Here is a 23806-nt window from a genome sequence, read left to right as displayed (position 1 = left end):
CGGGAAAAACCGGTGGACGGCGTCCGGGCCCGGGCCGATGATGGTCGGCGATGCTGGAAAGCCACGAACCACTGCGCCTGATCGGTCCCGACTCCTCCGCGACGGATCCCGCGGAATTGCTGGCATGGAACGCGGTGCTCGATTCCTATTCCACCGCCCGCGATCTGCTGGACATGCTCACGCTCGGCTTCTTCGGCCGCGGGTCGCAGCCGTACTACCGGAAGAACCGGTTGGACCGGGTCCGGCCCGAAGCGGAGCTGCGCCCGCCGGGATCCCGGATCTCACGCTCGGTGGTCGATGCCGATTCGCGGTCGATTCTGGTGCTCGGGGAGGGCTGGACGCTACGGGCCGATCGCTGGTCGGACAAGTCCGCCCAGGTGGAGGTCACCGCGATCAGCGACGAACTCGCCGAACAGGTGGTGGCGGAATCGGTCCGGGACGCCGAGGAACCGGCCGGTGGCGACCAGACCACCGTCAAGATGGGCTTCTGGCACCAGGGTGAGCACGGACCGCATCGGCGGGCGCTGGCCGTCACCACGCCGGATTGGCCGGAGATCCGCGGTAACTACAGCGATCCGGTGGCCACCGCGCTCGACCGGTTGATGGCCCTGCGTCCCGGCGATATACGTGGCCGGTTGCTGCTGCTGAACGGGCCGCCCGGGACCGGTAAGACGACCGCGCTGCGGGCACTGTCCCGGGCCTGGTCGGACTGGTGCCAGGCCGATTGTGTGCTCGATCCGGAAATGCTGTTCGCCAAACCCGGCTACCTGATGCGGGCGGCCATGGGCGCCGAGGACGAGGAAGGCGACCGCTGGCGGCTGCTGATCCTCGAGGACTGCGACGAGCTGATCCACAGTGAGGCTAAATCCTCCTCGGGCCAGGGACTTTCCCGGTTGCTCAACCTCACCGACGGAATGCTGGGACAGGGACGAGACGTACTGGTCGCGATCAGCACGAACGAGGACCTCTCCCGGCTGCATCCGGCCGTGACCCGTCCGGGGCGGTGTCTCGCCCAATTGGAGATCGGCAGGTTGTCCGCCGCCGAAGCGCGTCGCTGGCTCGGCGACCGGGGTGCGCACGCTCCGGCGCGGGGCGCGACACTCGCCGAACTGGTCGCGCTGCGCGACGGCACCGGCAGTATCGCTGTCCACGACGATGCGCCGGATACCGGAATGTATCTGTAGCAGCGGTGACCGGTGGGGGCGCCGATGCGTACGGGTCCGGCGCCGATGCGGGAGCGGCGGACGGGACGGGGGGTGATCCGCGGAGGTGGCCCGCAGCGTCTCCCGGATCCGCGGGGGTGTTCCCAGCAGGTAGGGCGCCGCTATCGTTGGCGGAGTGGATGCATTGGCGGCCCTGCTGGAAGGCCCGAGGGCGCGGGGTGCGTTCCTGCTGCGGTCGCTGCTCAGCCCGCCGTGGTCGCTGCGCATCCAGGACGAATCCCCGCTCACCGTCGCGGCGGTGATCCGGGGGCATGCGTGGATCCTCACCGAGGACGGTGGCCGGCACCGGATCGGCGCCGGCGATGTGGCGGTGTTCCGGGGCCCGAGTCCGTATACCGTCGCCGACGACCCGGCCACCGAGCCGCAGATCCTGATCAATCCGGGCCAGGTCACCACCACGGTCGACGGTGAGGTGCTCTGCGAGACGATGAGCCTCGGAGTGCGGCAGTGGGGTAACGACCCCGACGGGGAAACCGTGCTGGTCACCGGGTCCTACGAGCAGGCGGGTGCGGTGAGCCGACGCCTGTTGCGCGCGCTGCCGCAGACGCTGCTGGTGCCGCGGGGCCGTTCCGACGATCGGGTCCTGAGCCTGCTGGTGGAGGAGACCGTCAAGGATCAGCCGGCGCAGAGCGCGGTCCTGGACCGGCTGCTGGATCTGCTGCTCATCGCGACGCTGCGCACCTGGTTCGCCGGGAACGAGGCGCCCCCCTGGTACCACGCCTACAGTGATCCGCTGGTCGGCCGGGCACTGCGACTGCTGCAGCACAACCCCGCGCACAGTTGGACCGTCGCCGAACTGGCGCGTGAAGTAGGAGTTTCGCGCGCGGCGCTGGCCAGGCGGTTCACCGAACTGGTCGGCGAACCGCCGATGGCCTTTCTCACCGAATGGCGACTGGATCTGGCCGCCGACCTCCTGCAGGGCACCGACGATACGGTGGAGACCATCGCCCGCCGGGTCGGGTACGGCAGTGCCTTCGCCTTGAGCACCGCGTTCAAACGGCAGTTCGGGGTGAGCCCGCGCGATCACCGGCTCGGTGCCGTGGCCGCGGCGGTGCCCACCGCCGGCTGACCCCGGTATCGTCGGCCGGGTGACCCAGCAGTATCCGGTGCTCTGGCCGGTGCCCACCCGGTGGGCCGACAACGACCACTACGGCCACGTGAACAACGTGACCTACTACGCCTATTTCGACACGGCGGTCAACGCCTGGCTCATCGACGCGACCGGCACCGATATCCGGGAACTGCCGGCCATCGGGATCGTGGCGGAGACGTCCTGCCGTTTCCACGCCTCGCTGAGCTTTCCCGACCTGTTGCGGGTGGGTCTGCGGATCGCCCGGCTCGGCCGGTCCAGCATCACCTACGATCTCGCGATCTTCCGGGAGGCGGGTGACGAACTGGAACTGGCGGCGACCGGCACGTTCGTCCACGTCTATGTGGATGCGGAAACGCGCAAACCGGTGGAGATTCCCGAGGTGATCCGTAAGGCCGCCGCGGCGCTGGTCACCGATACCACCGAGCAGTAGCCGCGAAGCAGGTCCGCCGGTCGTGCGGGACGCGTCGTCCCGGGCCGGCCGATCGAGGGCCGGATACTGCCGCATCCGGTTTCGAGGGGCGTTTCCGGCCGACCCGTCCCGGCGCATCTGCGCCGCTGCGGGCCGGTTTCCGCTGGACGTCGCGACGTCGCCGAACGTTCTCTACGAGGACTGGCGAATCCACCTATGAACAGGCGATAACCGTGTTACTGTCGTGCCGCTGGGCGCCCGGGACAGGGGCGGGATCAGCGCGGCAGGGTGGCCGGGACACTTCCTCGGCCGCACGGCGCGCGGGCCGCGACGGCCGACGCAGTAGTTCGATAGATCGGAATGGCAGATATGGCAATGCAATTCGCTGTTTCCGGAGATTTCGGGAGTGAAACCACCCGCGCGGCCGGTCGCTGGGCCGACCGGCCCGGTCCACGGCCGATCCGCAACCGGGCCGCGGTCGTGGCCGCCTCGGTGGCCGAAGCCGTGCATTCGCTGGGGGGCTGGATATTCGACCGGACCACCGCGGGTTGCGAGACCCTCGTGCTGGTACCGGGTTCCGGGGATACCCGTGCCGTGGAGATCCTGGGTGCGCGGGCGATCGATCTCGGTGACGCCCTGACCCATGCGGAATGGGCCACCGACCTCGATGTACTCGCCGCCGCCGCGGATATGTACCTGGCCGATGCCCGGATCCGTGCGGCGTTCCTGGCGCGCCGCGATCGGGTGACGCAGCAGACCTACCTGTGGGGGCGGGGGCCCGCTGTCGAATTCGGCGACGGGTTCGCGTTGGTGAGCACCTATCGGGTCAGCCTGGCGGGACAGGCTTTCAAACGGGCGGCGCTGGACGCGGCCGGTATCTCACCCGGACCGCAGCCGGCCGCGGAGATGCTCTGGGCCGACCACGGACAGCGATAGGAAACCGCACCGGCCGGGCCCGGAGCGAGGTATTCGAGTCGCGGGCCCGGCCATGCCCGTCGGGCCGGTGTCGGTGTTGGCGCGGGGGCGCCGGGCGGAGCGGAGCCGTGGCGCTCGGGCGGCTCGGCTGCTGCCGGTGAGCTATCCGGTGGTCCGGCCACCCTCGTTCGCGTCCGGGGTGCTCGGCCCCCCGATACCGGGACCGAACAGCGAGAACAGCGAGAAGTCCAGCGTCGGTGTGCCCGACTGGGTACCCGGGGCCGGCCGTTGGGTCGCGAGCCGGGTGTTGTCACTGGTCAGGCGGTTCATCACCCGCTCCAATGAGGACAGGATCGTGGGCACATCGGCCGTACCGTCGACCAGCCGGCCGACCATCGCGTAACACAGGTTGATCATGACCAGCGCGATATCGGTGACGTAGTCGCGATCCAGGCCCGCCAGCAGATGCCCGGCGGCGGGCAGAACCGCTTCGAATCCCTGGCGGTCCAGCCGGTGCCCGCCGGGAGTGGCGCGGGCGCGGAAGAAGGCATGCGCCATTCGCGGGCTCTGCTCCCAGGGCTCGAACACGTGCCGGATGAGCCGCATCAACCCGTCGGCCAGCGGCTCCTCCCGCGGATGCTGTGCCAGTTCGACGTAGGAGTGGGAGGCCATCCACGCTGCCACGGCCGCGACTATCAGTTCGTCGCGGCTGTTGTGCAGACCGTAGATCGTGGTGAGCGATACCCGGGCCCGTTTCGCCACGGTGCGCAACTGCACCGCGTCGTAGCCGTCGGATTCGATGATCTCGACCACGGAATCGAGGATCCGCGCCGCGGTGTCCACCTCACCGGACCCATTCACCGGGTTATGGTAACCCGGCATTTCGGGAGAACTGTGCGCATCCCCGGCCCGCGGCCGCCGCAGCCGCCGGGACCGCGATCGTTTCCGGCGCGGCCCGGGACGGGTGATCGAACCCGTTGCGGGACATCGTCACCGATTTCGCACGCTACGCGCCGTCGTGCTGGGGACCGGGGTTCTCCAGCGAGTTCTGGAAGCGGCGCATACCGCGGATCCAGCGGTCGTAGTCCGAGCCCTTGTGCTGGTACATCGTCAGCACCTCCGGATGCGGCAGGATCAGGAACTGCCCGGCCGCCACCCCGGCCAGCACGGTATCGGCCACCTCTTCCGGGCTGAGCACGGCGCCCGCGGACTTCACCGCGTTGATCGCCAGCCGGCCGGCTTCCACATTGTCCGGCGGGATCATCCCCTCGCGCAGCAGCGCGGTGTCCACGCCCATGGGGCATACGCAGCTGACCCGGACACCTTTGTCGCCGTAGGTGATCGAGAGCCATTCGGCGAAGCCGACCGCTGCGTGTTTGGAAACCGAGTACGGCGCCGATCCGAGCTGGGTGAGCAGTCCGGCCGCCGACGCGGTGCTCACGAAATGGCCGCTGCCGCGGGCCACCCAGCCGGGTACGAGCAGCCGCGCGGCGCGGATATGGGCCATGGTGTTGATCTCCAGTGCGGCCGCCCACTGCGCGTCGGTGCTGTCGAGTCCGGCGCCACCGCCGATACCGGCATTGGCGAAGTACAGGTCGACGGGGCCGAAGGCGGATTCCGCGGTATCGATCAGCCGCTGGATCACCTCGGGATCGGCGGCGTCGCCCGCGGCCGCTACCGCGGCCCCGCCTATCTCCCCGGCGACCCGTTGCGCGCCGGCCGGATCGAGATCGGCCACGACGACCTGTGCGCCGTTATCGGCCAGACGCCGCGCGAGCGCCGCGCCGATACCGGATCCGCCGCCGGTGACGACGGCGGTCCGGCCGGAGAAGGTGTCCGATACTGTGCCTGAGAGCTCCATGACCGCACCCTATCGGGTCTATGCGACATATACCCACAGATGTCGCTTAATCGGGGTATTCGGACCGGTGGTGGGCGCGGATCCGGCCGGTCCTCGGCGATTTGGTTCCGCGTGGGACGCGACGGATACGTCAGGACGGTTCGATCAGCCGGCGCAGGAGCGGGGCGGTGCGCGGCCCCACCGATTCCTGCATCACCAGGGCCATATTGGTGCGGACCACGCCGGGGATCTTCAGGACCTGCCCGGTGATCCGGTAGAGATCGTCCGCGTCGCGGGCCACCACCCGCACGGTGAGATCGGTGGGGCCGGTCATCCCGCACACCTCGGTCACCTCCGGGATCTCGGCCAATTCGCCGACCACCGCCTCCAGGCGGTGCTGGTCCACGACCACCGCCACGAAGGCCGACAGACGGTAGCCGAGGGCGCGCAGATCGATCCGGCGTTCGAAACTTCCCAGCACCCCGGTGGCCTCCCAGCGGGTCAGTCGCGCCTGCACGGTGTTGCGGGACAGGCCGAGCCGGGCGGCCAGTTCGACCCCGGTGGCCCGTGGGTTCGCGATCAGTTCGAGTAGTAGTCGCGCATCGGTGGCGTCCACTACCGATTCGGTGCTCTGCGGACTGGTCATATGACGCAGTATGACAGCCTTCGTGGGGTAGAAACCGTGCATTGTGCTCAGTTATCCGATCGGGACTTGCGCAGATCGCTTAAAGGTGGATGCTATGTGTTACAGGCCACATAAGCGCGTGACCCGCGTGAGGAGGCGAGGCCGATGCCCGGCACAACCGAGTATCCGGTGCAGTTGATCCAGCCCGACGGCGCCCGGGTGCACCACCCCGAATATCGGGCCCTGGTCGCCGATATCGGACCCGGCGAACTACGGCAGCTCTACGAGGACCTGGTGGTCACCCGGCGGATCGATACCGAGGCGGTCGCGCTGGCCCGGCAGGGGCAGCTCGGTCTCTGGGCGCCGTTCCAGGGGCAGGAAGCCGCCCAGGTGGGCTCGGCGCACGCCCTGCGCCCCGACGATTATGTGTTCGGCAGCTACCGGGAGAGTGCCGTCGCCTACTGCCGCGGGGTCCGGCCGAGCGCCATGGCGGCCATGTGGCGAGGGGTATCGCATTCCTCGGGAGATCCGGCGACGGCCAATATGGCGAACCCGGCGATCGTGGTCGGTGCCCAGGGCCTGCACGCCACCGGATATGCCTACGCCGCCCATCTCGACGGCGCCGAAATCGCGACCGTCGCCTATTTCGGCGACGGAGCCACCAGCCAGGGCGATATCGCCGAGGCACTGACCTTCGCCGCGAGCTGGAGCGCACCCGTGGTGTTCTTCTGCCAGAACAACCACTGGGCGATCAGCGAACCGGTCCAGCTGCAGAGCGCCACTCCGATCGCCCAGCGCGCGCTCGGCTACGGGATCCCCGCGATCCGGGTGGACGGCAACGATGTGCTGGCCGTGCTCGCCGTCACCCGGCAGGCCGTCGCGCGGGCCCGCGGCGGCGGCGGACCGTCGTTCATCGAGGCCATCACCTACCGGATGGGGCCGCATACGACCGCCGACGACCCCACCCGATACCGCACCGCCGCCGAAACCGAGGAATGGGCGCGCCGGGACCCGATCCTGCGGATGCGGCTGCTGCTGGAGGCCGAGGGCCTGCTCGACGCCGAGTTCCGGCAGCGAGTGGACGAACGCGCCGACGAGGTGGCCCACCTCATGCGCACCGAAACGCTCACCATGGCCGACCCCGAGCCGTCGGCACTGTTCGACCACGTCTACGCGACTCCGCACCGGGGTCTGGACGAACAGCGCGCCGACTACCGCGCGTACCTGGCCGACGATCCGGCCGCCGCGCTCGTCACCGTCGCGCCCACCACGCGCGAGGAAGGAGTCCGCTCATGATCACCACCTTCGCCGCGGCGCTCAACGCCGGGCTGCGTACCGCGCTCGAGGACGATCCGAAAGTGGTGCTGATGGGTGAGGACATCGGCCGGCTCGGCGGCGTCTTCCGGGTCACCGACGCACTGCAGAAGGATTTCGGTGAGCGGCGCGTGATCGATACGCCACTGGCCGAATCGGGCATCATCGGCACGGCCTTCGGAATGGCGCTGCGCGGCTACCGTCCGGTGTGCGAGATCCAGTTCGACGGTTTCGTCTATCCGGCGTTCGACCAGATCGTCTCCCAGGTCGCCAAGATCCACTATCGGACCCGGGGCGCGGTCCGGGCGCCGCTGACCATTCGCATACCGTTCGGCGGTGGGATCGGATCGGTGGAACACCATTCCGAATCGCCCGAGGCGTATTTCGCCCATACGGCCGGCCTGCGCGTGGTGGCGCCGAGCAACCCGGCCGACGCCTACACCATGATCCGCCAGGCCATCGCACTGGACGATCCGGTGATCTTCTTCGAACCCAAACGCCGGTACTGGGACAAGGCCGAGTTCGACCCGACGGCCGAACCGGACCTGCCGCTGGACCGGGCCCGGGTATGCGTGCGCGGGACCGATGCCACCGTAGTCGCCTACGGCGGCACCGTCGGCACCGCATTGGCCGCCGCGAAGACCGGGGCCGAGGAGGGGATCTCGCTGGAGGTCGTGGATCTGCGCAGTCTGGCACCGCTGGATGTGGATACCGTCGCGGAATCGGTGGACCGGACCGGACGGCTCATCGTGGTGCACGAAGCACAACGCACCGGCGGTATCGGGGCCGAGATCGCCGCCCGGATCACCGAACGGTGTTTCTACCGGCTCGAAGCGCCGGTGCTGCGGGTCGCCGGGTTCGATATCCCCTACCCTCCGGCTAAGCTCGAAAAGCATCATCTGCCCGACCCGGACCGGATCCTGGAGGCGGTCGATCGAACACTTGCCGCCTGAAGTGTGATCCCACCCTGACGCCAGCCGGAGGTGCCCGAAATCGTGGACGAGAACGCCCGCGCCGACGCAGGTCGTGCCGCAGATACCGGCGAGATCCTGGAGTTCCGTCTCCCCGATCTCGGTGAGGGCCTGACCGATGCCGAATTCCAGAACTGGACGGTGGCGGTGGGCGACGAGATCACCCTGAACCAGACCATCGCCGAAGTGGAGACCGCGAAAGCGGTTGTCGCGCTACCGTCCCCGTTCGCCGGGACCGTGGTGGAACTGCTCGCCCAGCCGGGGGAGACGATCGAGGTCGGTGCGCCCCTGCTCCGCATCCGCACGGCCGCCACGGAATCGGGTCCCGGCGGTCGCCCCTCGGTACTGGTCGGATACGGGCCCACCGAGGAGCGGGTCTCCCGGCGCCGCCGCGGCGGGCAACGTTCCGGTCCCGGCGCGGCGCCGCCCACGCCACCGGCCGCCGGTCACGGGACAGCGTACGAGGGCGGCGTCATCGGCGGTGAGTCGAACGGCTCGGAGTACCCCCCGGCGAGCGGAGCGCCGGAGCGACCCGGTGATACGGACCGCGGTTCCGTGGCCGAATCGCAGCGGGTCGCGGCGACCCCGGGTGCGCGCAAGCTGGCGCGGGAGTTGGGGATAGATCTCTGGTTCGTGGCCGGATCGGGGCCGGACGGGGCGGTCACCGTCACCGATGTCCGTGGTGCGGTACCGGTTTCGGAACCGGATCTCCGCGAGGAGCACCCGGGGGAGTCGGTGCCCGCGCAACCGGCCACCGGATCGGCGCGGGAGGAGCGGATGCCGATCGCGGGTATCCGCAAGCGGACCGCCGACGCCATGGTCGCCAGTGCGCGCACGATCCCGCAGGCCGATACCTCGATCACGGTCGACGTCACGGCCTCGCTCGAACTGCTGGAACATCTCCGTGCGACAAAGGCTTTCGAAGGGATCACGCCCACGCCGCTGGCCCTGGTGGCGAAATCGGTACTCGCCGCCCTGGCCGAATTCCCCGTCGTCAACACCTTCTGGGACGAGGCGAACGCGGAGATCGTCACCCGCCACTATGTCAACCTGGGTATCGCTGTCGCCACCCCGCGCGGGCTGCTGGTGCCGAACATCAAAGACGCGCAGACCCTGAGCCTGCGCGAACTGTGCCGCGAGATCGGCTGGCTGGCCCGGACCGCGCGCGACGGCCGATCGGGCCTGGCCGATCTGCGCGGCGGCACCTTCACCATCTCCAATGTCGGAGTATTCGGGGTGGAATCCGGTACGCCGCTGGTGAACCCGGGTGAGGCCGCGATTCTCTGCCTGGGCGCGGTGGTGAAACGGCCGTGGGTCTTCCGGGACGAACTGGCCGTCCGCTCGGTGACCACGCTCACCCTGAGTTTCGATCACCGGATGATCGACGGTGAAGCCGCGGCGCGTTTCCTGGCCGCCGTCGCCGCGCTACTGGAGGATCCGCTGACGCTGCTCGCCCGCATCTGACACAGCCCGCCGATATCCGTGTACGCATGGACTCGGCCGACCGTCCCCGCGTACGGTGACGAAATCTGTTCCAGACGCTTGGACGAGGAGCTGCGTTGAACGCGGTATTGATCTCGGCTGAAGATCTCCGGGAATCAACAGAGAAGAATCTGCGCCTACTCGATGTGCGCTGGCAACTCGGCGATCCCGACGGCCCGCAGCACTATCAGGACGGCCATATCCCGGGGGCGGTGTTCGTCGATCTCGATACCGAACTGGCCGCCCTGCCCTCACCGGCCCACGGCCGCCACCCGCTACCGTCTCCGGGCCGGTTGCAGAGATGCGCCCGCAGCTGGGGATTGTGCACCGGTGATCCGGTCGTCGTCTACGACGCGATCGGCGGTATGTCCGCGGCGCGGGCCTGGTGGCTGCTGCGCTGGGCGGGTATCGCCGACGTCCGGATACTGGACGGTGGCCTACCCGCGTGGATCCGCGCCGGTGGTGAATTGGCCACCGGGGTGGAGATCGACCCGGCGCCCGGCGATATCGAATTCGAGCCCGGCCGGCTGCCGGTGATCGATGCCGACGCGGTCGCCCGATGGCAGGGCGTACTGCTGGATGCTCGCGCGGCCGAGGGATACCGCGGCGAGCAAGAGCAGCTCGACCCGCGCGCCGGGCATATCCCGGGTGCGATCAGTGCGCCGACCAGCGAGAATCTCGACCAGGACGGGTACTTCCTGCCCGCCGAGCTGCTGCGCGAACGGTTCGGCGCGATCGGCGCGGCCCCGGTCGCGGTGTACTGCGGATCGGGGATCACCGCCGCCCACGCGATCGCCGCGCTGGCGGTGGTGGGGGTACAGGCCGCGCTGTACCCGGGGTCCTGGTCGCAGTGGGCACATGATCCGAAACGGCCGGTCGCGACGGGCGCGCACGCCGGATGATCCGGCGGCGGCAGCCGAGGGCCCGTCCGCCGGCTGCCGGCTACCGCCGCGGGCCTCTCGTGCACGGGTGGGTAGTACCGGCCATGGTGGACCCGGTGCTGTCGCGGCCCCGATGGCGGGTCGTCAGTCGAACTCCAGGTGCAGCCGCTCGGTCAGTGCTTTCGCCTGTACCGGCGTCGCGAGGATATAGAAACTGGCATCGCCCGATTCCATCTGCGGTATCGAACGGAACACCCGGTCGTCGCCGGGCGCCAACTCGTCGATGAATTCGTAGACCGAGAGGTGATCCGGTATATCGCCGGATTCGACGGACCAGGACTTCTCGTCGCCGTTGCGGGCGAAGTGGAGTGTGTCGTCGACCAGCCGGACCCGGGTGACTGTCACAGCTCCGCCGGAGCATCCGGCGGCCTCCTCCAGGAACTGCTGGTAGGTCCCCTCGAGATCGTCCACGCGGTCTGCCTCCAGAGCGACAGCCACCCCGAGATCGACGAGGGCGTACGGGATTTCCCGGTCTTCCAGCTCTTCGAGGGGTGAATCGACCGCTGGGTCCGTGGCCGGCATTCCGATATCGAGCAACAGATGCCTCAGTTCGGCGTAAGTCGTTGTCATAGCGCGGATCCTGACATATCGGCCCGACATGTGAGCGGGTGCCGACCGGACCCGAACTCAGCCGCAACCACCGGCGACGCGACGCAGTGCCGCGTGATCGGCCGTGGTCACCGGGAGCCCGTAGCGCAGCGCGACCGTGAGGTAGCGACCCGCGTAGTAGCAGTGGCCGGACCGGGCCGGTGGTAACCAGTCCGCGGGGGTGCTGTCGCTCTTGTCGGTATTCGCCGCATCGTCGGTGGCCTGCAGGTTGTAATCGATATCGTTGGCGAAGCGGAGACGCTGCGCCGCCGGCCATCGGGCCGCGCCGAGATCCCAGGCGGCGGCCAGCGGATAGATATGGTCGATCGGTATCCGCCGGGCGGTCTCCTTGCCGAATACGAGCAGCGTGCCCGTATACGGGTCGGCGAGCGTGCCGGACTGGACGACGCAGCGCCCGGTGCCGGGCCGGTACCGGACTCCGGTGAGCTGACGGGCCAGCACATTGTTTCGGGTATCGCAGCCGTCCCGGCCGCCCGGACCGTCGTGGTCGTCGGACCAGGCCGGTCCGAAGACGCAGCCCTGGCCCGCGCCGCAACCGCGCTCGTATCCGCCCGGATGCGGACGGTCCGCGATCACCCGGACCGCGGCCAGCAACTCCTCGAGCTGAACCCGCCCGGGGCTTCCCGGCGCGGGCCGCTGCCCGGTGACGGCGCAACCCGTCCCCATCGCCAGCAGCAGAACGGCCGCGCACAGAGCCGTGAGCGCGTGAATCATCCCCCGTGTCATCACGGCTACCGGTATACCGGACTTCTCCGACAGCTTCCGGCGATGCGGGCGGGTCTACAGCCAGGCGCGGGCCAGCAGTTCGTCGTTGTCGACCCGGTTGCTGCGGGGTGGGAAACGGGTGGCGACCAGGGAATCGATATGCACCCCGTCGTGGCCGATCACCCAGGATCCGCCGCTGTCGGTGCATTCGGCGATCTTGGCGAAGGCGGTGAGCAGGAAGGTGACCGCCTCCTCGGGCAGCGCGGTATGGGCCAGTCGCTGCGATTCCCCGGGCCGGGACAGGTCCAGCCAGACCCCGCACTGCCCGTCCAGCCGCATACCGACGATCTTGTCGGCATTCACGAAGGTGAACTTGCGCCGCTCCCACGGGGTGGTCGGCGTGTAGCTCTGCTCGAGAACCTGGAGCAGAATCGTCATACTGCTGCCCTCCGCTTGTCGATGGCACCGTGGTGCCGAGACGCCGCTGTGTGATGGAACCGCTGAGCGCGGGCCGGGATGCGCCGGGCGCCGCGCCGGGCCGCCGGAGGCAGCGCGATCCGCCCGGCGGGGCTGCGCTCGGCGGGGACGGATATCAACGGTGACCAGCGGATATTTCCCAGTATGTGCCGTTGCGGGGGATAAATCCAGATTCCACGGCGGGTGAGCCGGTCCCTTATCGATGCCGCTCGCCCACGCCGGTACATCCGAGGGTGGGGGACCCTGCGCGGCCTGTCGCACCCGGCTGATTTGATGGGGCCATGTTGCACGGACTGTGGTCGCCCGGTTCCGGGTTGCTGCTGTGGCGTGCGTCCGGTGCCGACGGGAACGGTGTCCCCGGCCTCCTCGGATCGGTCCTCGCCGAATCCCGGTTCCGGCATCGGGCCGATGTGCTGATCACCGACGAGGCGGGGTCGCGGCGGGAGCGCGTCCGGGCGCACGCGCTCGCGCCGGCGGCCGCGGCCGCGGCGTTACGGCAGCGGCTGCCCGCCGAGGCGGTGGCGGGGGACCTGCGGTTTCTGGGGCATATCGCGCAGGGACTGGAACGCTGGGTGCGGGCGGGGACGGTGGTGCCGTCACTGCGCCGCGACGACGGCGAGTGGTGGGCACGCTGGCAGCTCGCCGGCGGTTCCGGCCAGCGGGCATGGCTCGCCGAACTGGCCGCGCTGCTGCCGCCGGCGCTGCGGGTGGCGGGCGAACCGGGCGAGGTCCTCGACGATCTGGTCACCGAACTGACCGATCCGATCGTGCGCGAACTGCTCGCGCCGGGTCCGCATCCGCATCCGCTGATCGACGCGCTGGTCACCGATATCCCGGTGGAGACGGGCAGCCACCAGGCCGCGGAGGTGCTGCGCCGGTGGCGGGACACCCGGTCGGGGGAGGACACCGAGATGGTGCTCCGGCTGCGTGAACCGGACGCGGAATCGGAGGACGCGGCGGGCGGGTCCGTGCTGTGGCGGCTGGAGGTCTGCCTGCGCGCCGACGGTACCGCGCCGCGTCCCGTCCCGGTGCCCGGTCCGGCCGAGGAGATGCGGCTGGGGCTGGAATGGCTGGGCCGGGCGCAACGGGCGTATCCCCGGCTGCGCGATGTACCCGGCGACCCGCACAGCCTCGATCTGCTGTTGCCGACCGAGGTGGTGGCCGATCTGGTGGCGCACGGGGCGCAGGCCCTGTCGTCCGAGGGGATCGCGCTGCTGCTGCCCCGGGCCTGGAACATCACCGAGCCGAGCCTGCGCCTGCGGGTCGGCGCCGCGGTGACCGCCGCCGAGAGCACCGTCGGATTGGACGGCCTGGTGTCCTACCGCTGGGAGCTGGCCCTGGGCGATACGGTGCTGACCCAGCCCGAGATGCAACGGCTGATCACCGCCCAATCCGATCTGGTGCGGTTGCGCGGTGAATGGGTGCAGGCCGACCACACCGTGCTCGCCGTGGCCGCGAAATTCGTTGCCATGCACAGCGAGGACGCCCAGATCACGCTGACCGATCTGATCGGCGAGATCGCCGCGAACCCGGTCGGCGGCGTCCCACTGACCGAGGTCACCGCCACCGGTTGGCCCGCCGCGCTGTTCGATCCCGCGGCCGAGCCCGAACCGGTGGCCCCGCCGCGCCGGCTCGCAGCGATATTGCGTCCCTACCAGGAACGTGGATTGAGCTGGCTGGCGACCATGAGCCGGCTCGGCTGCGGCGCGGTGCTCGCCGACGATATGGGTCTGGGGAAGACGGTGCAGGTCCTGGCCCTGCTCCTGCACGAACAGGAGAGTCGCGAACGGACGAGCGACCCCGCCCCGGGACCCACCCTGCTGGTCTGTCCGATGTCGGTGGTGGGCAACTGGCAGCGCGAGGCCGAACGGTTCGCGCCCGGCCTGCGCGTGCTGGTGCATCACGGCACCGGGCGGGCCCAGGGCCGGGATCTGGACGCCGGGGTCACCGCGGCGGATCTGGTGATCACCACCTACGCGCTGCTCGTCCGGGATGCGGCAGATCTGTCGCGGCAACGCTGGGAGCGAGTGGTGCTGGACGAGGCGCAGCACATCAAGAACGCCGCGACCCGGCAGGCGCGGGTGGCGCGGGCGTTACCGGCGCGGCACCGGCTGGCACTCACCGGTACTCCGGTGGAGAACCGGCTCGAGGAGTTGCGGTCCGTCCTCGATTTCGCCGTACCCGGGCTGCTGGGCAGTCCGCAGACCTTCCGCGCCCGGTTCGCCGTGCCGATCGAACGCGAGAACGACCAGAACGCGGTGACCCGGCTGCGCACGGTGACCTCGCCGTTCCTGCTGCGCCGGGTGAAAACCGATCCGGCGGTCATCAGCGATCTGCCGGAGAAACTCGAGATGACGGTGCGGGCCAATCTCACCGTCGAACAGGCGGCCCTCTACCAGGCCGTGGTGGAGGATATGCTCGCGAAGCTGCGGGATGCCAAGGGGATGGCCCGTAAGGGCGCGGTACTGGGTGCGCTCACCAGGTTGAAGCAGGTATGCAACCATCCCGCGCATTTCCTCGGTGATTCCTCGGCGGTCTTGCGCCGTGGCGCTCACCGCTCCGGCAAACTCGCGCTGGTCGAGGATGTGCTCGACGCGGTACTCGCCGAGGGGGAGAAGGCGCTGCTGTTCACGCAGTTCCGTGAATTCGGTGAACTGGTGGCGCCGTATCTGACCGAACGGTTCGGCCACCGGATCCCGTTCCTGCACGGCGGCGTCGCCAAGGCGCGTCGCGACGCGATGGTGGCCGGGTTCCAGGACGAGCACGGACCGCCGATCATGCTGCTCTCCCTGAAAGCCGGTGGTACCGGACTGAATCTCACTGCCGCCAATCATGTGGTCCACCTGGACCGCTGGTGGAATCCGGCGGTGGAGAACCAGGCCACCGATCGCGCCTTCCGGATCGGTCAGCGCCGCGCCGTCCAGGTACGCAAACTCGTCTGCGTCGACACCATCGAGGAACGGATCGACGAGATGATCGCCGGGAAGCGGGAACTCGCCGATCTCGCGGTGGGGGTGGGCGAGAACTGGATCACCGAGCTCGGCGACGCCGAACTCGCGCAATTGTTCACCCTGGGTTCCGAAGCGGTGGGCGAATGACCGACTTCGCCGAATACGGAAGGCGCCGACCGGTTTCCGGCGGGGTCTCCGCGCGGAGCAGGCGCGGCGGATTCGCCCGCACGTTCTGGGGCCGGAACCTGCTGGAGGCCGTCGAACGGCTCGCCGAACCCGGGCGGATATCCCGGGGCCGCACCTACGCCCGGGCCGGGCAGGTGGTGAGTTACACGATCGAACCCGGTGTCGTCCGGGCCGAGGTACAGGGCAGCCAGCCGCGCCCGTTCACCACGACCTGCGATATCCGCCGGTTGCGGCCAGACGAGGTGGAGCTGCTGATCGAGGCGATCCGTGCGGCGCCGGGCATGCTGGCCCGGGTCGTCTCCGGTGATCTGCCCCGTGAACTCGCGCCGCATCTGCTCCCGGAGACGGCCGCCGATATGGATTTCGGGTGCACCTGTCCGGATCCGGGTTGGCCGTGTAAACACGCGGTGGCGGTGGCCTGCCTGCTCGCCGAACGCCTCGACGAGCGTCCCCGCGATCTGCTGACGCTGCGGGGTCTGGGCATCGACGCGCTCATCCGCGGGATCGAGGCGTCCGCACCGGATTCGGGTGCGCCCCCGGACCCCTACGGGGAGGCCATCGAATTCCCGGCGCTGCCGACGCCGGAAGTGCGCCCGGCGCCCGACGATCTGGATCCCGCTCTACTGCGGCAGGCCCTGCGGATGCTGTGCGCGGAAGAACCGGAGGCGGCGGCCGCCGGGCGTGCGCTGGTGGCCATGTACTCGGCGATGACGGGGCGGTAGGCCCGGCGCGATCGGCGATCAGTCCAGGCGATAGACCCGGCGGGCATTGTCGCGGAAGACCGGGGACAGGAATCCGGTACCGCCGAGGCGGTCGGACAGCACGGTGGCGACGGTGCGGGCACTGCCGGTGATCGAGGTGATGGGCCGGTCGACCGGGAAGTTCGATCCCCAGATCAGGCGTTCGACGCCGAAGACGTCCAGTGCGTGCGACAGCAGCGGGGCCACCCGGCCGGTGAGTTCGGCCACGGGGGTGGGATTTCCCGGCCGGGGTACCGGATGTCCGAGAATCGGCATCATCAGCCCGCTGACCTTGGCCACCACATTCGGCGACCCGGCCAGGTCGGCGATATCGTCGCGCCAGCGCTCGAGGATCGTGTGGCGTTCGCCGGCGTCGAGTCCGGTGTGTTTGCCGACCCGCCCGAAGACACCGGCCGGGGTGCCCAGATGGTTCAGCACGATCGTGGCCTCGGGATAACGCCGGGCCAGCGCGACGAGGTCGGGGAGTTGATGCGAGTACACCCAGGCCTCGAAAACCAGATCGCGTTCGACGAGCGCGGCGAAACCGTCCAGGAACGCGGCGGCACGCAGTGCTCCGGGCGCGGTCGTGAAACTGCGGATGCCGGTATCCGGGTGGTGGGCGACCATGCTGCGGATACCGCGCACCAGCGGCGATGCGGTGCGGTGGGCGTCGAGCAGTTCGGCGAACCCCGGGGCGGCCGGGAAACCGCTCGCGCTGACCGCGGCCAGCGCGGGCGTGTCCACACCGAACGGCAGGGCGGTGACCCAGCGGGTCTCCTCTACCTTCGGCCCGGTCCATTCCACCTCGATGTGCACGACCGATTCGATGGGCAGTCCGGCCGCGTCGGCACGGTAGTCGGCGGGCAGGTAGGGCGCGAGATAGGCCGAGGGCTCGCCGACGAATTCCCGGTCCTTACGCGGTGCCAGCCGCACGGCGAGACCGAGCGGGACCGGTAGCGCCCGCATCAGCTTCGCGGTGCGACTGAACTCGCGCGGATTGGTGAACGGATCCCATTGATGGATATGCGCGTCGATGATCCGGATCTCGCCGATATCCATCCGCTGCAGGCACCTCCCGCGATCGCCGTCGGTTGCAGAGGCGAGCCTAGCGCGTGGGCGCCCCCGGCGGAACGGGTTCTCTCGTGCGCCGGTGAGTCCGTGCCCGGGACTGCATACTGGGTGCTGTGGCCGAAGCGGATTCGGCGCCCCGGGCGGCGCATGCGGAGTCGGGGGCCGATTCGGCCCCCGACCGGGTCGAGCTGGTGAAGCCGGCGGCGGGAGCCGAGCCGCCGCCGGCCGGACCGGGCCCGGCGACCCCGGAACCCGGCGCGCCGACGGATTCCGGGGTGAACACGGAACCTGGCTCGACGGCCGAATTCCCGGCGGCTCCGGACCGGACACCGGCCGCGCTGCGCGATCTGGTGGACCGCGGGGTACTGGACGAGACCCAGCTGACCGCGGTGGTGACGGCGCTGGCCCAGCCGCGGCCGCGCCCGACGCCGGCCCGGCTGCTGGCCGAGATCGCGGCCTATGCCGGGGCCGGCCTGCTGCTCAGCGGGCTGGTGCTGATCCTGGTGGAGTCGTGGGACGATATGGCCCGGCTCGGCCGGGTGATCCTGTTCCTGCTGGTGGCCTTCGGGGTGACGGTGGCCGGTATCGCCACGGCGGGCGGCCGGTCCGTACTGTTCCGGGCAGCGTGGCGCCGCGGCGCCGGGGCGCCGCACACCGCGCGGCTGCGGCTGGCGATGGTCTTGTTCGCGCTCGCGGCGGCGGCTGTCGCCGCGGCCGCCGGTTCGGCCTACGACGACGGCAACACCGATACCAGCTGGGTCCTCGCCGCCGGTGGCGGGCTGCTGGCGGCGGTGGCCGGGTACGCGGCGCTGCCCTCGCTGCTGGGTTTGCTGCTGTGCGCGGGTTTCGGTGTCGGCCTGGTCGTCGGTGTACTGGACGAGGTGCTCGGGATCGACGACGACTGGGTGGGGCTGGGGGTGCTGGTCCTGGGTCTGATCTGGCTCGCGCTCACCAGGTTCGGGGTGGTGCTGGAGGTGTGGGCCGGTTATCTGGCCGGCGTGGCGCTGGCGGTGGCGGGTGCGCAGACGGTGCAGGCCTTCGATGCGACGCGTGCCCCCTATGTGCTGACGGCGTTGGTGGCGGTGGTGTGTTTCGGCCTGTACGCCACCGACCGCTCCTGGGTGCTCGTACTCGGCGGCGCGGGGGCGCTGACCCTCGGCGCGGTGGAGGCGGTCGGGGACTGGACCGGGGAATCGCCGGGGGCGTCCGGAGCGATTCTGGTGATCGGTGCGGTGATCCTCGGAATCGGTAGCTATCTGCTGACCCGCTCGGTGGGACAGGACGGCTAGGTCCGGCCGGAAGGCTGGTTACCGCAGGTCGCGATCGTATTCCGGGTAACTCTGGTCTGGTGCCGGGGGCGCGTGTATCGTTTTGCTTGGACGTCCAACTATTGGAAGCCCGCAAGAATGATCTTCGTGTGACGGACGGCCGCAGAGCCGCGCCCGCCACCCCCGACACGAGGCAGGAATCGCATGGCTCGAGAACTCACACATTTCATCGGCGGAAAGCACGTCCCGGGCACCTCCGGCCGGTTCGGGGATGTTTTCGACCCGAACCAGGGCCGGGTACAGGCGCGGGTGCCGCTGGCGAGCCGAGCCGAGGTCGAGGCCGTTATCGCGAATGCCGAAGCCGCGCAGGCCGGCTGGGCGGCGACCAACCCGCAGCGGCGGGCCCGGATCCTGATGAAGTTCCTGACCCTGGTCAACGACGAGATGGATTCGCTTGCCGCGCTGCTGTCCAGCGAACACGGTAAGACCATCGCCGACGCCAAGGGCGATATCCAGCGCGGCCTCGAGGTCATCGAGTTCGCCGTCGGGGTCCCGCACCTGATGAAGGGCGAGTACACCGAGAGCGCGGGCACCGGTATCGACGTGTACTCGATGCGCCAGCCGCTGGGCGTGGTCGCCGGGATCACGCCGTTCAACTTCCCGGCCATGATCCCGCTGTGGAAGGCCGGCCCGGCGCTGGCCACCGGTAACGCCTTCGTGCTGAAGCCCTCCGAACGCGATCCGTCGGTTCCGCTGCGGCTGGCCGAACTGTTCCTCGAGGCCGGGTTGCCCGCCGGTGTGTTCAACGTCGTCAACGGCGACAAGGAAGCCGTCGACACGATCCTGCACGATCCGCGGATCAAGGCCGTCGGATTCGTCGGCTCCACCCCGATCGCGCAGTACATCTACGAAACCGCCACCGCGAACGGTAAGCGCGCCCAGTGCTTCGGCGGTGCCAAGAACCACGCCATCGTCATGCCCGACGCCGACCTCGACGATGTCGCCGATCAGCTGATCGGTGCCGGTTACGGTTCGGCGGGCGAGCGCTGCATGGCGATCTCGGTCGCGGTGCCGGTGGGCGAGGAGACCGCGGACCGGCTGGTGGACAAGCTCACCGAACGGGTCCACAAACTGAATGTCGGCAAATCCGACGATCCCGGCGCCGACTACGGGCCGCTGGTGGGCCTCGACGGTGTGGACCGGGTGAAGAAGTACATCCAGCAGGGTATCGACGAGGGCGCCGAACTCGTGGTCGACGGCCGCGGTCTCACCGTGGAGGGCGCCGAGGACGGCTACTTCGTGGGCGCGACCCTGTTCGACCGGGTCGGCAAGGAGATGTCGATCTACACCGACGAGATCTTCGGGCCGGTTCTCACCGTCGTCCGCGCGGGCGATTACGAGGAAGCGCTCGCGCTGGCCAACGACCACGAATACGGCAACGGCGTCGCCATCTTCACCCGCGACGGCGATACCGCCCGTGATTTCGCGGCCCGGGTGCAGGTCGGCATGGTCGGAATCAACGTTCCGATCCCGGTGCCGATCGCGTACTACACCTTCGGCGGCTGGAAGCGGTCCGGGTTCGGCGATCTCAACCAGCACGGCCCGGATTCGATCCGCTTCTACACCAAGACCAAGACGGTCACCCAGCGCTGGCCGGCGGGGTTGAAGGAGAGCAACAGCTTCGTCATCCCCACGATGGAATGACAATGTTCGCTCTCGACGAGGATGAGCGGGCCATCCGCGATACCGCCCGGGAGTTCGCCGACGAATATCTGGCGCCGCACGCCGTGGAATGGGATCAGCACAAACACTTCCCGGTCGACGTCCTGCGGAAGTCGGGGGCGGTCGGGCTCGGCGGTATCTACGTGGACGAGGAGTTCGGCGGATCCGGGTTGCGCCGGCTGGACGCGGTGCGGATCTTCGAACAACTCGCCACCGGATGTCCCGCCGTGGCGGCCTATATCTCGATCCACAACATGGCGACCTGGATGATCGACGCCTACGGCGACGACGACCAGCGCCGCCGGTGGCTGCCCGGGCTCACCGCGATGGATCTGCTGTCCAGTTACGCGCTGACCGAACCCGGGGTGGGTTCGGATGCCGCCGCCCTCACCACCCGGGCGGTGCGCGACGGTGACGACTACATCGTCAACGGGTCCAAACAGTTCATCTCGGGCGCGGGCAGCAACGACCTCTACGTGATGATGGTCCGCACCCAGGAAACCGGGGCACGAGGTATCTCCACACTGGTGATCCCCGCCGATACCCCCGGTCTCGAGGTCGGGCCCAACGAGAAGAAGATGGGCTGGAACGCTCAGCCCACCCGGGAGGTGATCCTCACCGACGCGCGGGTGCCGATCGCCAATCGGCTCGGCGCCGAGGGCGACGGATTCCGGATCGCCATGAACGGGCTCAACGGCGGGCGGCTCAATATCGCCGCCTGCTCGGTGGGCGGGGCCCAGGCCGCGCTCGAGAAAACCGTGCCCTACCTGGCCCAGCGCACCGCGTTCGGCGCGCCGCTGCTGAACAACCAGGCGTTGCAGTTCCAGCTGGCCGATATGCGCACCGAGCTCGAGGCCGCCCGGACCCTGCTGTGGCGGGCCGCGGCGGCGCTGGACGCGGATGCCCCGGACAAGGTCGAACTCTGCGCCATGGCCAAACGGTTCGCCACCGACGCCGGTTTCGAGGTCGCCAACGCCGCGCTGCAACTGCACGGCGGATACGGTTACCTGGCCGAATACGGCCTGGAGAAGATCGTCCGTGATCTGCGGGTGCACCAGATCCTGGAGGGCACCAACGAGATCATGCGGATGGTCGTCGCCCGGTCGATGACAGCGTCCGTGGCGGGTGTGTCGTGATCGGCGGACGCCCGGCCGCGAGCGCGAAAGGATATGAATGAGCGACGAACCCGAAGTCCTGGTCGAACAGCGCGGCGGCCTGGGCCTGATCACGCTGAACCGGCCCAAGGCCATCAACGCACTCAACCACGCGATGACGCTCACCATCACCGAGCGGCTGCATGCCTGGGCCACCGACGATTCGGTGCGGACGGTGGCCATCACCGGCGCCGGTGAGCGGGGCCTGTGCGCGGGCGGCGATATCGTCGCCATCCACCACGACGCCAAGGAACAGCAGGCGGCCGGGCACGTGGGATCGGCGGCCGATTCGGCGACCGGGAAGTTCTGGCGCGACGAGTACATTCTCAACGCCCTGATCGGCCGCTATCCGAAACCGTATGTGGCGGTGATGGACGGGATCGTGATGGGCGGTGGAGTCGGTTTGTCCGCGCACGGCAGTCACCGGATCGTCACCGAACGCTCCAAGGTCGGGATGCCGGAGGTCGGAATCGGTTTCATCCCCGATGTCGGCGGTACCTACCTGCTGTCCCGGGCGCCGGGCGAGCTGGGTGCGCATATCGCGCTCACCACCGCGCGGCTCGCGGCCGGCGACGCGATCGCCACCGGTTTCGCGGATTACTTCGTACCCGCCGACCAGATCCCGGCGCTGCTGACCACCCTGGAATCCGAGGCCGCGGATATCGCCATCGCGAAATTCACCGCCGAGGCCCCGGAATCGGCGCTGCTCGCGCAACGCGACTGGATCGATTCCTGCTACAGCGCCGATACCGTCGCCGAGATCGTGGCCCGGCTACAGGCCCACGCATCGCCGGAGGCGAACAAGGCCGCCACCGATGTGCTGGGCAAATCGCCTATCGCGCTCCAGGTGACCCTGCGGTCGCTGCGGTCGGCCAAAGGCGCCGGCAGCCTGGAAGCGGTGCTGAACGAGGAGTACCGGGTGTCGATCGCCTCGTTGGCCTCGCACGATCTGGTCGAGGGCATTCGCGCGCAGGTGATCGACAAGGACCGCAACCCGCAGTGGTCGCCCGCCACCCTGTCCGATGTGACCACCGCGCAGGTCGACGGATATTTCGCCGAGCTCGGTGCGCGGGAACTGGGTTCGACGATTCCGGAGGACAAGCAATGAGCAAGACGATCGGCTTCCTCGGCCTCGGCCATATGGGCGGCCCCATGGCGGCCAACCTGGTCAAGGCCGGCTACGACGTGCACGCGTTCGATCCCTCGCCCGCGGCGCAGGAGCAGGCCCGCGCCGACGGGGTCGCGCTGGTGGATACCGGGGTGGCCGCGGCCACCGGGCGCGACATCGTGATCACCATGCTCACCAACGGCAAGCTGGTGCGCACCGTGTACGACGAACTGCTGCCGGCCGCGAACCCGGGCACGCTGTTCATCGACTGTTCGACCATCGATGTGGCCGACGCCCGAGCCGCGGCCGACGCCGCGGCGTCGGCCGGGCACCGGGCCCTGGACGCCCCGGTCTCCGGTGGTGTCTCCGGTGCGGCCGCCGGAACGCTGACCTTCATGGTGGGCGGTGCGGACGCCGATTTCGCCGAGGCGCTGCCGGTGCTCGAGGTGATGGGCGCCAAGGTGGTGCACACCGGTGCCGCCGGGAACGGGCAGGCCGCCAAGATCTGCAACAACATGATCCTCGGCATCTCCATGGTCGGTCTGTCGGAAGCGCTGGTGCTCGGTGAGAAACTGGGCCTGAGTCATCAGGCGTTCTTCGATGTCGTCTCCACGGCCTCGGGGCAGAGCTGGTCGCTCACCACCTACTGCCCGGTTCCGGGGCCGGTGCCGACCAGCCCGGCGAACAACGACTACCAGCCCGGTTTCGCCACCGCTCTGATGAACAAGGATCTGGGGCTGGCGGTGGAGGCGTTGCGGGCCAACGGTGTCGAGGGCCGGATCGGGCAGCTCGCGGCGGAGATCTACCGCGAATTCAACGAGGGTTCCGGCGACCGGGACTTCTCGGCCATCATCACCGATATCCGGGAGCGTAGCGGGGGATCCCCGGCGTAGGCCCACCCCCGGTTCCTGCCGAGGTGCGCCGGCAGGACTGTCCGGTTTCGCGACCAGGTATCCACCGCGACCTGGACCACTCTGTCGAAGTAGAAATCGGGGGTATCCC

The 23806-nt window shown here is 69.3% G+C and carries 22 protein-coding genes; 15 read left to right on the top strand and 7 right to left on the bottom strand.

What is annotated here, in order from left to right; genetic code table 11:
- The first annotated feature begins 50 nt into the window (after positions 1-50).
- From ACWEWT_RS35150 to ACWEWT_RS35135, 4 genes are all read left to right on the top strand, one after another.
- Positions 51-1184, top strand: coding sequence for a DUF5925 domain-containing protein (locus tag ACWEWT_RS35150; RefSeq protein WP_452565214.1), 1134 nt, complete (start codon positions 51-53; stop codon positions 1182-1184).
- A gap of 154 nt (positions 1185-1338) precedes the next feature.
- Positions 1339-2292: a cupin domain-containing protein gene (locus ACWEWT_RS35145; protein ID WP_452565213.1), complete on the top strand. Its 954-nt coding sequence runs from the start codon at positions 1339-1341 to the stop codon at positions 2290-2292.
- 19 nt (positions 2293-2311) lie between these two features.
- Positions 2312-2746 carry an acyl-CoA thioesterase gene (locus tag ACWEWT_RS35140; RefSeq protein WP_452565212.1) on the top strand — a complete coding sequence of 145 codons (435 nt, stop codon included), beginning with the start codon at positions 2312-2314 and terminating at the stop codon, positions 2744-2746.
- A 348-nt stretch (positions 2747-3094) separates the two neighbouring features.
- Entirely contained in the window at positions 3095-3661 is a 567-nt protein-coding gene (locus ACWEWT_RS35135; protein ID WP_452565211.1) for a hypothetical protein, read from the top strand.
- A 141-nt stretch (positions 3662-3802) separates the two neighbouring features.
- On the opposite strand, the gene ACWEWT_RS35130 is transcribed toward ACWEWT_RS35135, so the two are convergent.
- From ACWEWT_RS35130 to ACWEWT_RS35120, 3 genes are all read right to left on the bottom strand, one after another.
- A complete protein-coding gene (locus tag ACWEWT_RS35130; protein ID WP_452565210.1) occupies positions 3803-4501 on the bottom strand; it encodes a TetR family transcriptional regulator in 699 nt (232 codons plus the stop codon).
- Positions 4502-4646: 145 nt separating this feature from the next.
- The gene (locus tag ACWEWT_RS35125; RefSeq protein WP_452565209.1) at positions 4647-5501 is read right to left on the bottom strand and encodes an SDR family oxidoreductase; all 855 of its coding nucleotides are present in this window, start codon (positions 5499-5501) and stop codon (positions 4647-4649) included.
- A gap of 130 nt (positions 5502-5631) precedes the next feature.
- Positions 5632-6126 (bottom strand): Lrp/AsnC family transcriptional regulator, encoded by a 495-nt coding sequence (locus tag ACWEWT_RS35120; protein ID WP_452565208.1) that lies wholly within the window; start codon positions 6124-6126, stop codon positions 5632-5634.
- Positions 6127-6270: 144 nt separating this feature from the next.
- On the opposite strand from ACWEWT_RS35120, the gene pdhA reads away from it, so the two are divergent.
- The 4 genes from pdhA to ACWEWT_RS35100 all read left to right on the top strand — a co-directional run bounded on the left by pdhA (position 6271) and on the right by ACWEWT_RS35100 (position 10774).
- A complete protein-coding gene (gene pdhA, locus ACWEWT_RS35115; protein WP_452565207.1) occupies positions 6271-7401 on the top strand; it encodes a pyruvate dehydrogenase (acetyl-transferring) E1 component subunit alpha in 1131 nt (376 codons plus the stop codon).
- Entirely contained in the window at positions 7398-8372 is a 975-nt protein-coding gene (locus ACWEWT_RS35110) for an alpha-ketoacid dehydrogenase subunit beta (protein WP_452565206.1), read from the top strand. Before pdhA ends, ACWEWT_RS35110 begins: the two co-directional genes overlap by 4 nt.
- A gap of 42 nt (positions 8373-8414) precedes the next feature.
- Positions 8415-9854 carry a dihydrolipoamide acetyltransferase family protein gene (locus ACWEWT_RS35105; RefSeq protein ID WP_452565205.1) on the top strand — a complete coding sequence of 480 codons (1440 nt, stop codon included), beginning with the start codon at positions 8415-8417 and terminating at the stop codon, positions 9852-9854.
- Between the two features lie 95 nt (positions 9855-9949).
- Positions 9950-10774 (top strand): sulfurtransferase, encoded by an 825-nt coding sequence (locus ACWEWT_RS35100; protein ID WP_452565204.1) that lies wholly within the window; start codon positions 9950-9952, stop codon positions 10772-10774.
- A gap of 123 nt (positions 10775-10897) precedes the next feature.
- On the opposite strand, the gene ACWEWT_RS35095 is transcribed toward ACWEWT_RS35100, so the two are convergent.
- The 3 genes from ACWEWT_RS35095 to ACWEWT_RS35085 are packed head-to-tail and all read right to left on the bottom strand — an operon-like array spanning position 10898 to position 12565.
- On the bottom strand, positions 10898-11383 hold the full coding sequence (locus ACWEWT_RS35095; RefSeq protein ID WP_452565203.1) for a hypothetical protein: 486 nt from the start codon (positions 11381-11383) through the stop codon (positions 10898-10900).
- Positions 11384-11440: 57 nt separating this feature from the next.
- A complete protein-coding gene (locus tag ACWEWT_RS35090) occupies positions 11441-12148 on the bottom strand; it encodes an HNH endonuclease family protein (RefSeq protein ID WP_452565223.1) in 708 nt (235 codons plus the stop codon).
- Between the two features lie 54 nt (positions 12149-12202).
- Complete coding sequence (locus tag ACWEWT_RS35085; RefSeq protein WP_452565202.1) at positions 12203-12565, bottom strand: hypothetical protein; 363 nt, start codon at positions 12563-12565, stop codon at positions 12203-12205.
- Positions 12566-12885: 320 nt separating this feature from the next.
- Between ACWEWT_RS35085 and ACWEWT_RS35080 the strand changes: the two genes are divergently transcribed.
- Both ACWEWT_RS35080 and ACWEWT_RS35075 read left to right on the top strand, forming a co-directional pair.
- Positions 12886-15702 (top strand): DEAD/DEAH box helicase, encoded by a 2817-nt coding sequence (locus ACWEWT_RS35080; protein ID WP_452565201.1) that lies wholly within the window; start codon positions 12886-12888, stop codon positions 15700-15702.
- Positions 15699-16463: an SWIM zinc finger family protein gene (locus tag ACWEWT_RS35075; protein ID WP_452565200.1), complete on the top strand. Its 765-nt coding sequence runs from the start codon at positions 15699-15701 to the stop codon at positions 16461-16463. The genes ACWEWT_RS35080 and ACWEWT_RS35075 overlap by 4 nt, the downstream gene beginning before the upstream one ends.
- Before the next feature lie 18 nt (positions 16464-16481).
- Here ACWEWT_RS35075 and ACWEWT_RS35070 read toward each other — a convergent pair whose 3' ends face one another.
- Positions 16482-17540, bottom strand: a complete 1059-nt coding sequence (locus ACWEWT_RS35070; protein ID WP_452565199.1) for an amidohydrolase family protein — start codon at positions 17538-17540, stop codon at positions 16482-16484.
- Positions 17541-17665: 125 nt separating this feature from the next.
- On the opposite strand from ACWEWT_RS35070, the gene ACWEWT_RS35065 reads away from it, so the two are divergent.
- From ACWEWT_RS35065 to mmsB, 5 genes are all read left to right on the top strand, one after another.
- Positions 17666-18841 carry a DUF2157 domain-containing protein gene (locus ACWEWT_RS35065; RefSeq protein ID WP_452565198.1) on the top strand — a complete coding sequence of 392 codons (1176 nt, stop codon included), beginning with the start codon at positions 17666-17668 and terminating at the stop codon, positions 18839-18841.
- A 183-nt stretch (positions 18842-19024) separates the two neighbouring features.
- The gene (locus ACWEWT_RS35060; RefSeq protein ID WP_452565197.1) at positions 19025-20524 is read left to right on the top strand and encodes a CoA-acylating methylmalonate-semialdehyde dehydrogenase; all 1500 of its coding nucleotides are present in this window, start codon (positions 19025-19027) and stop codon (positions 20522-20524) included.
- A gap of 2 nt (positions 20525-20526) precedes the next feature.
- On the top strand, positions 20527-21678 hold the full coding sequence (locus ACWEWT_RS35055) for an acyl-CoA dehydrogenase family protein (RefSeq protein ID WP_452565222.1): 1152 nt from the start codon (positions 20527-20529) through the stop codon (positions 21676-21678).
- 37 nt (positions 21679-21715) lie between these two features.
- A complete protein-coding gene (locus ACWEWT_RS35050; RefSeq protein WP_452565196.1) occupies positions 21716-22804 on the top strand; it encodes an enoyl-CoA hydratase/isomerase family protein in 1089 nt (362 codons plus the stop codon).
- Positions 22801-23697 (top strand): 3-hydroxyisobutyrate dehydrogenase, encoded by an 897-nt coding sequence (gene mmsB, locus ACWEWT_RS35045; RefSeq protein WP_452565195.1) that lies wholly within the window; start codon positions 22801-22803, stop codon positions 23695-23697. The genes ACWEWT_RS35050 and mmsB overlap by 4 nt, the downstream gene beginning before the upstream one ends.
- Positions 23698-23806: the final 109 nt, after the last annotated feature.

Source organism: Nocardia sp. NPDC003963 (assembly GCF_053605105.1).
Note: the sequence above shows the minus strand (reverse complement) of the source record. Positions and strands in the feature narration are given on the sequence as shown.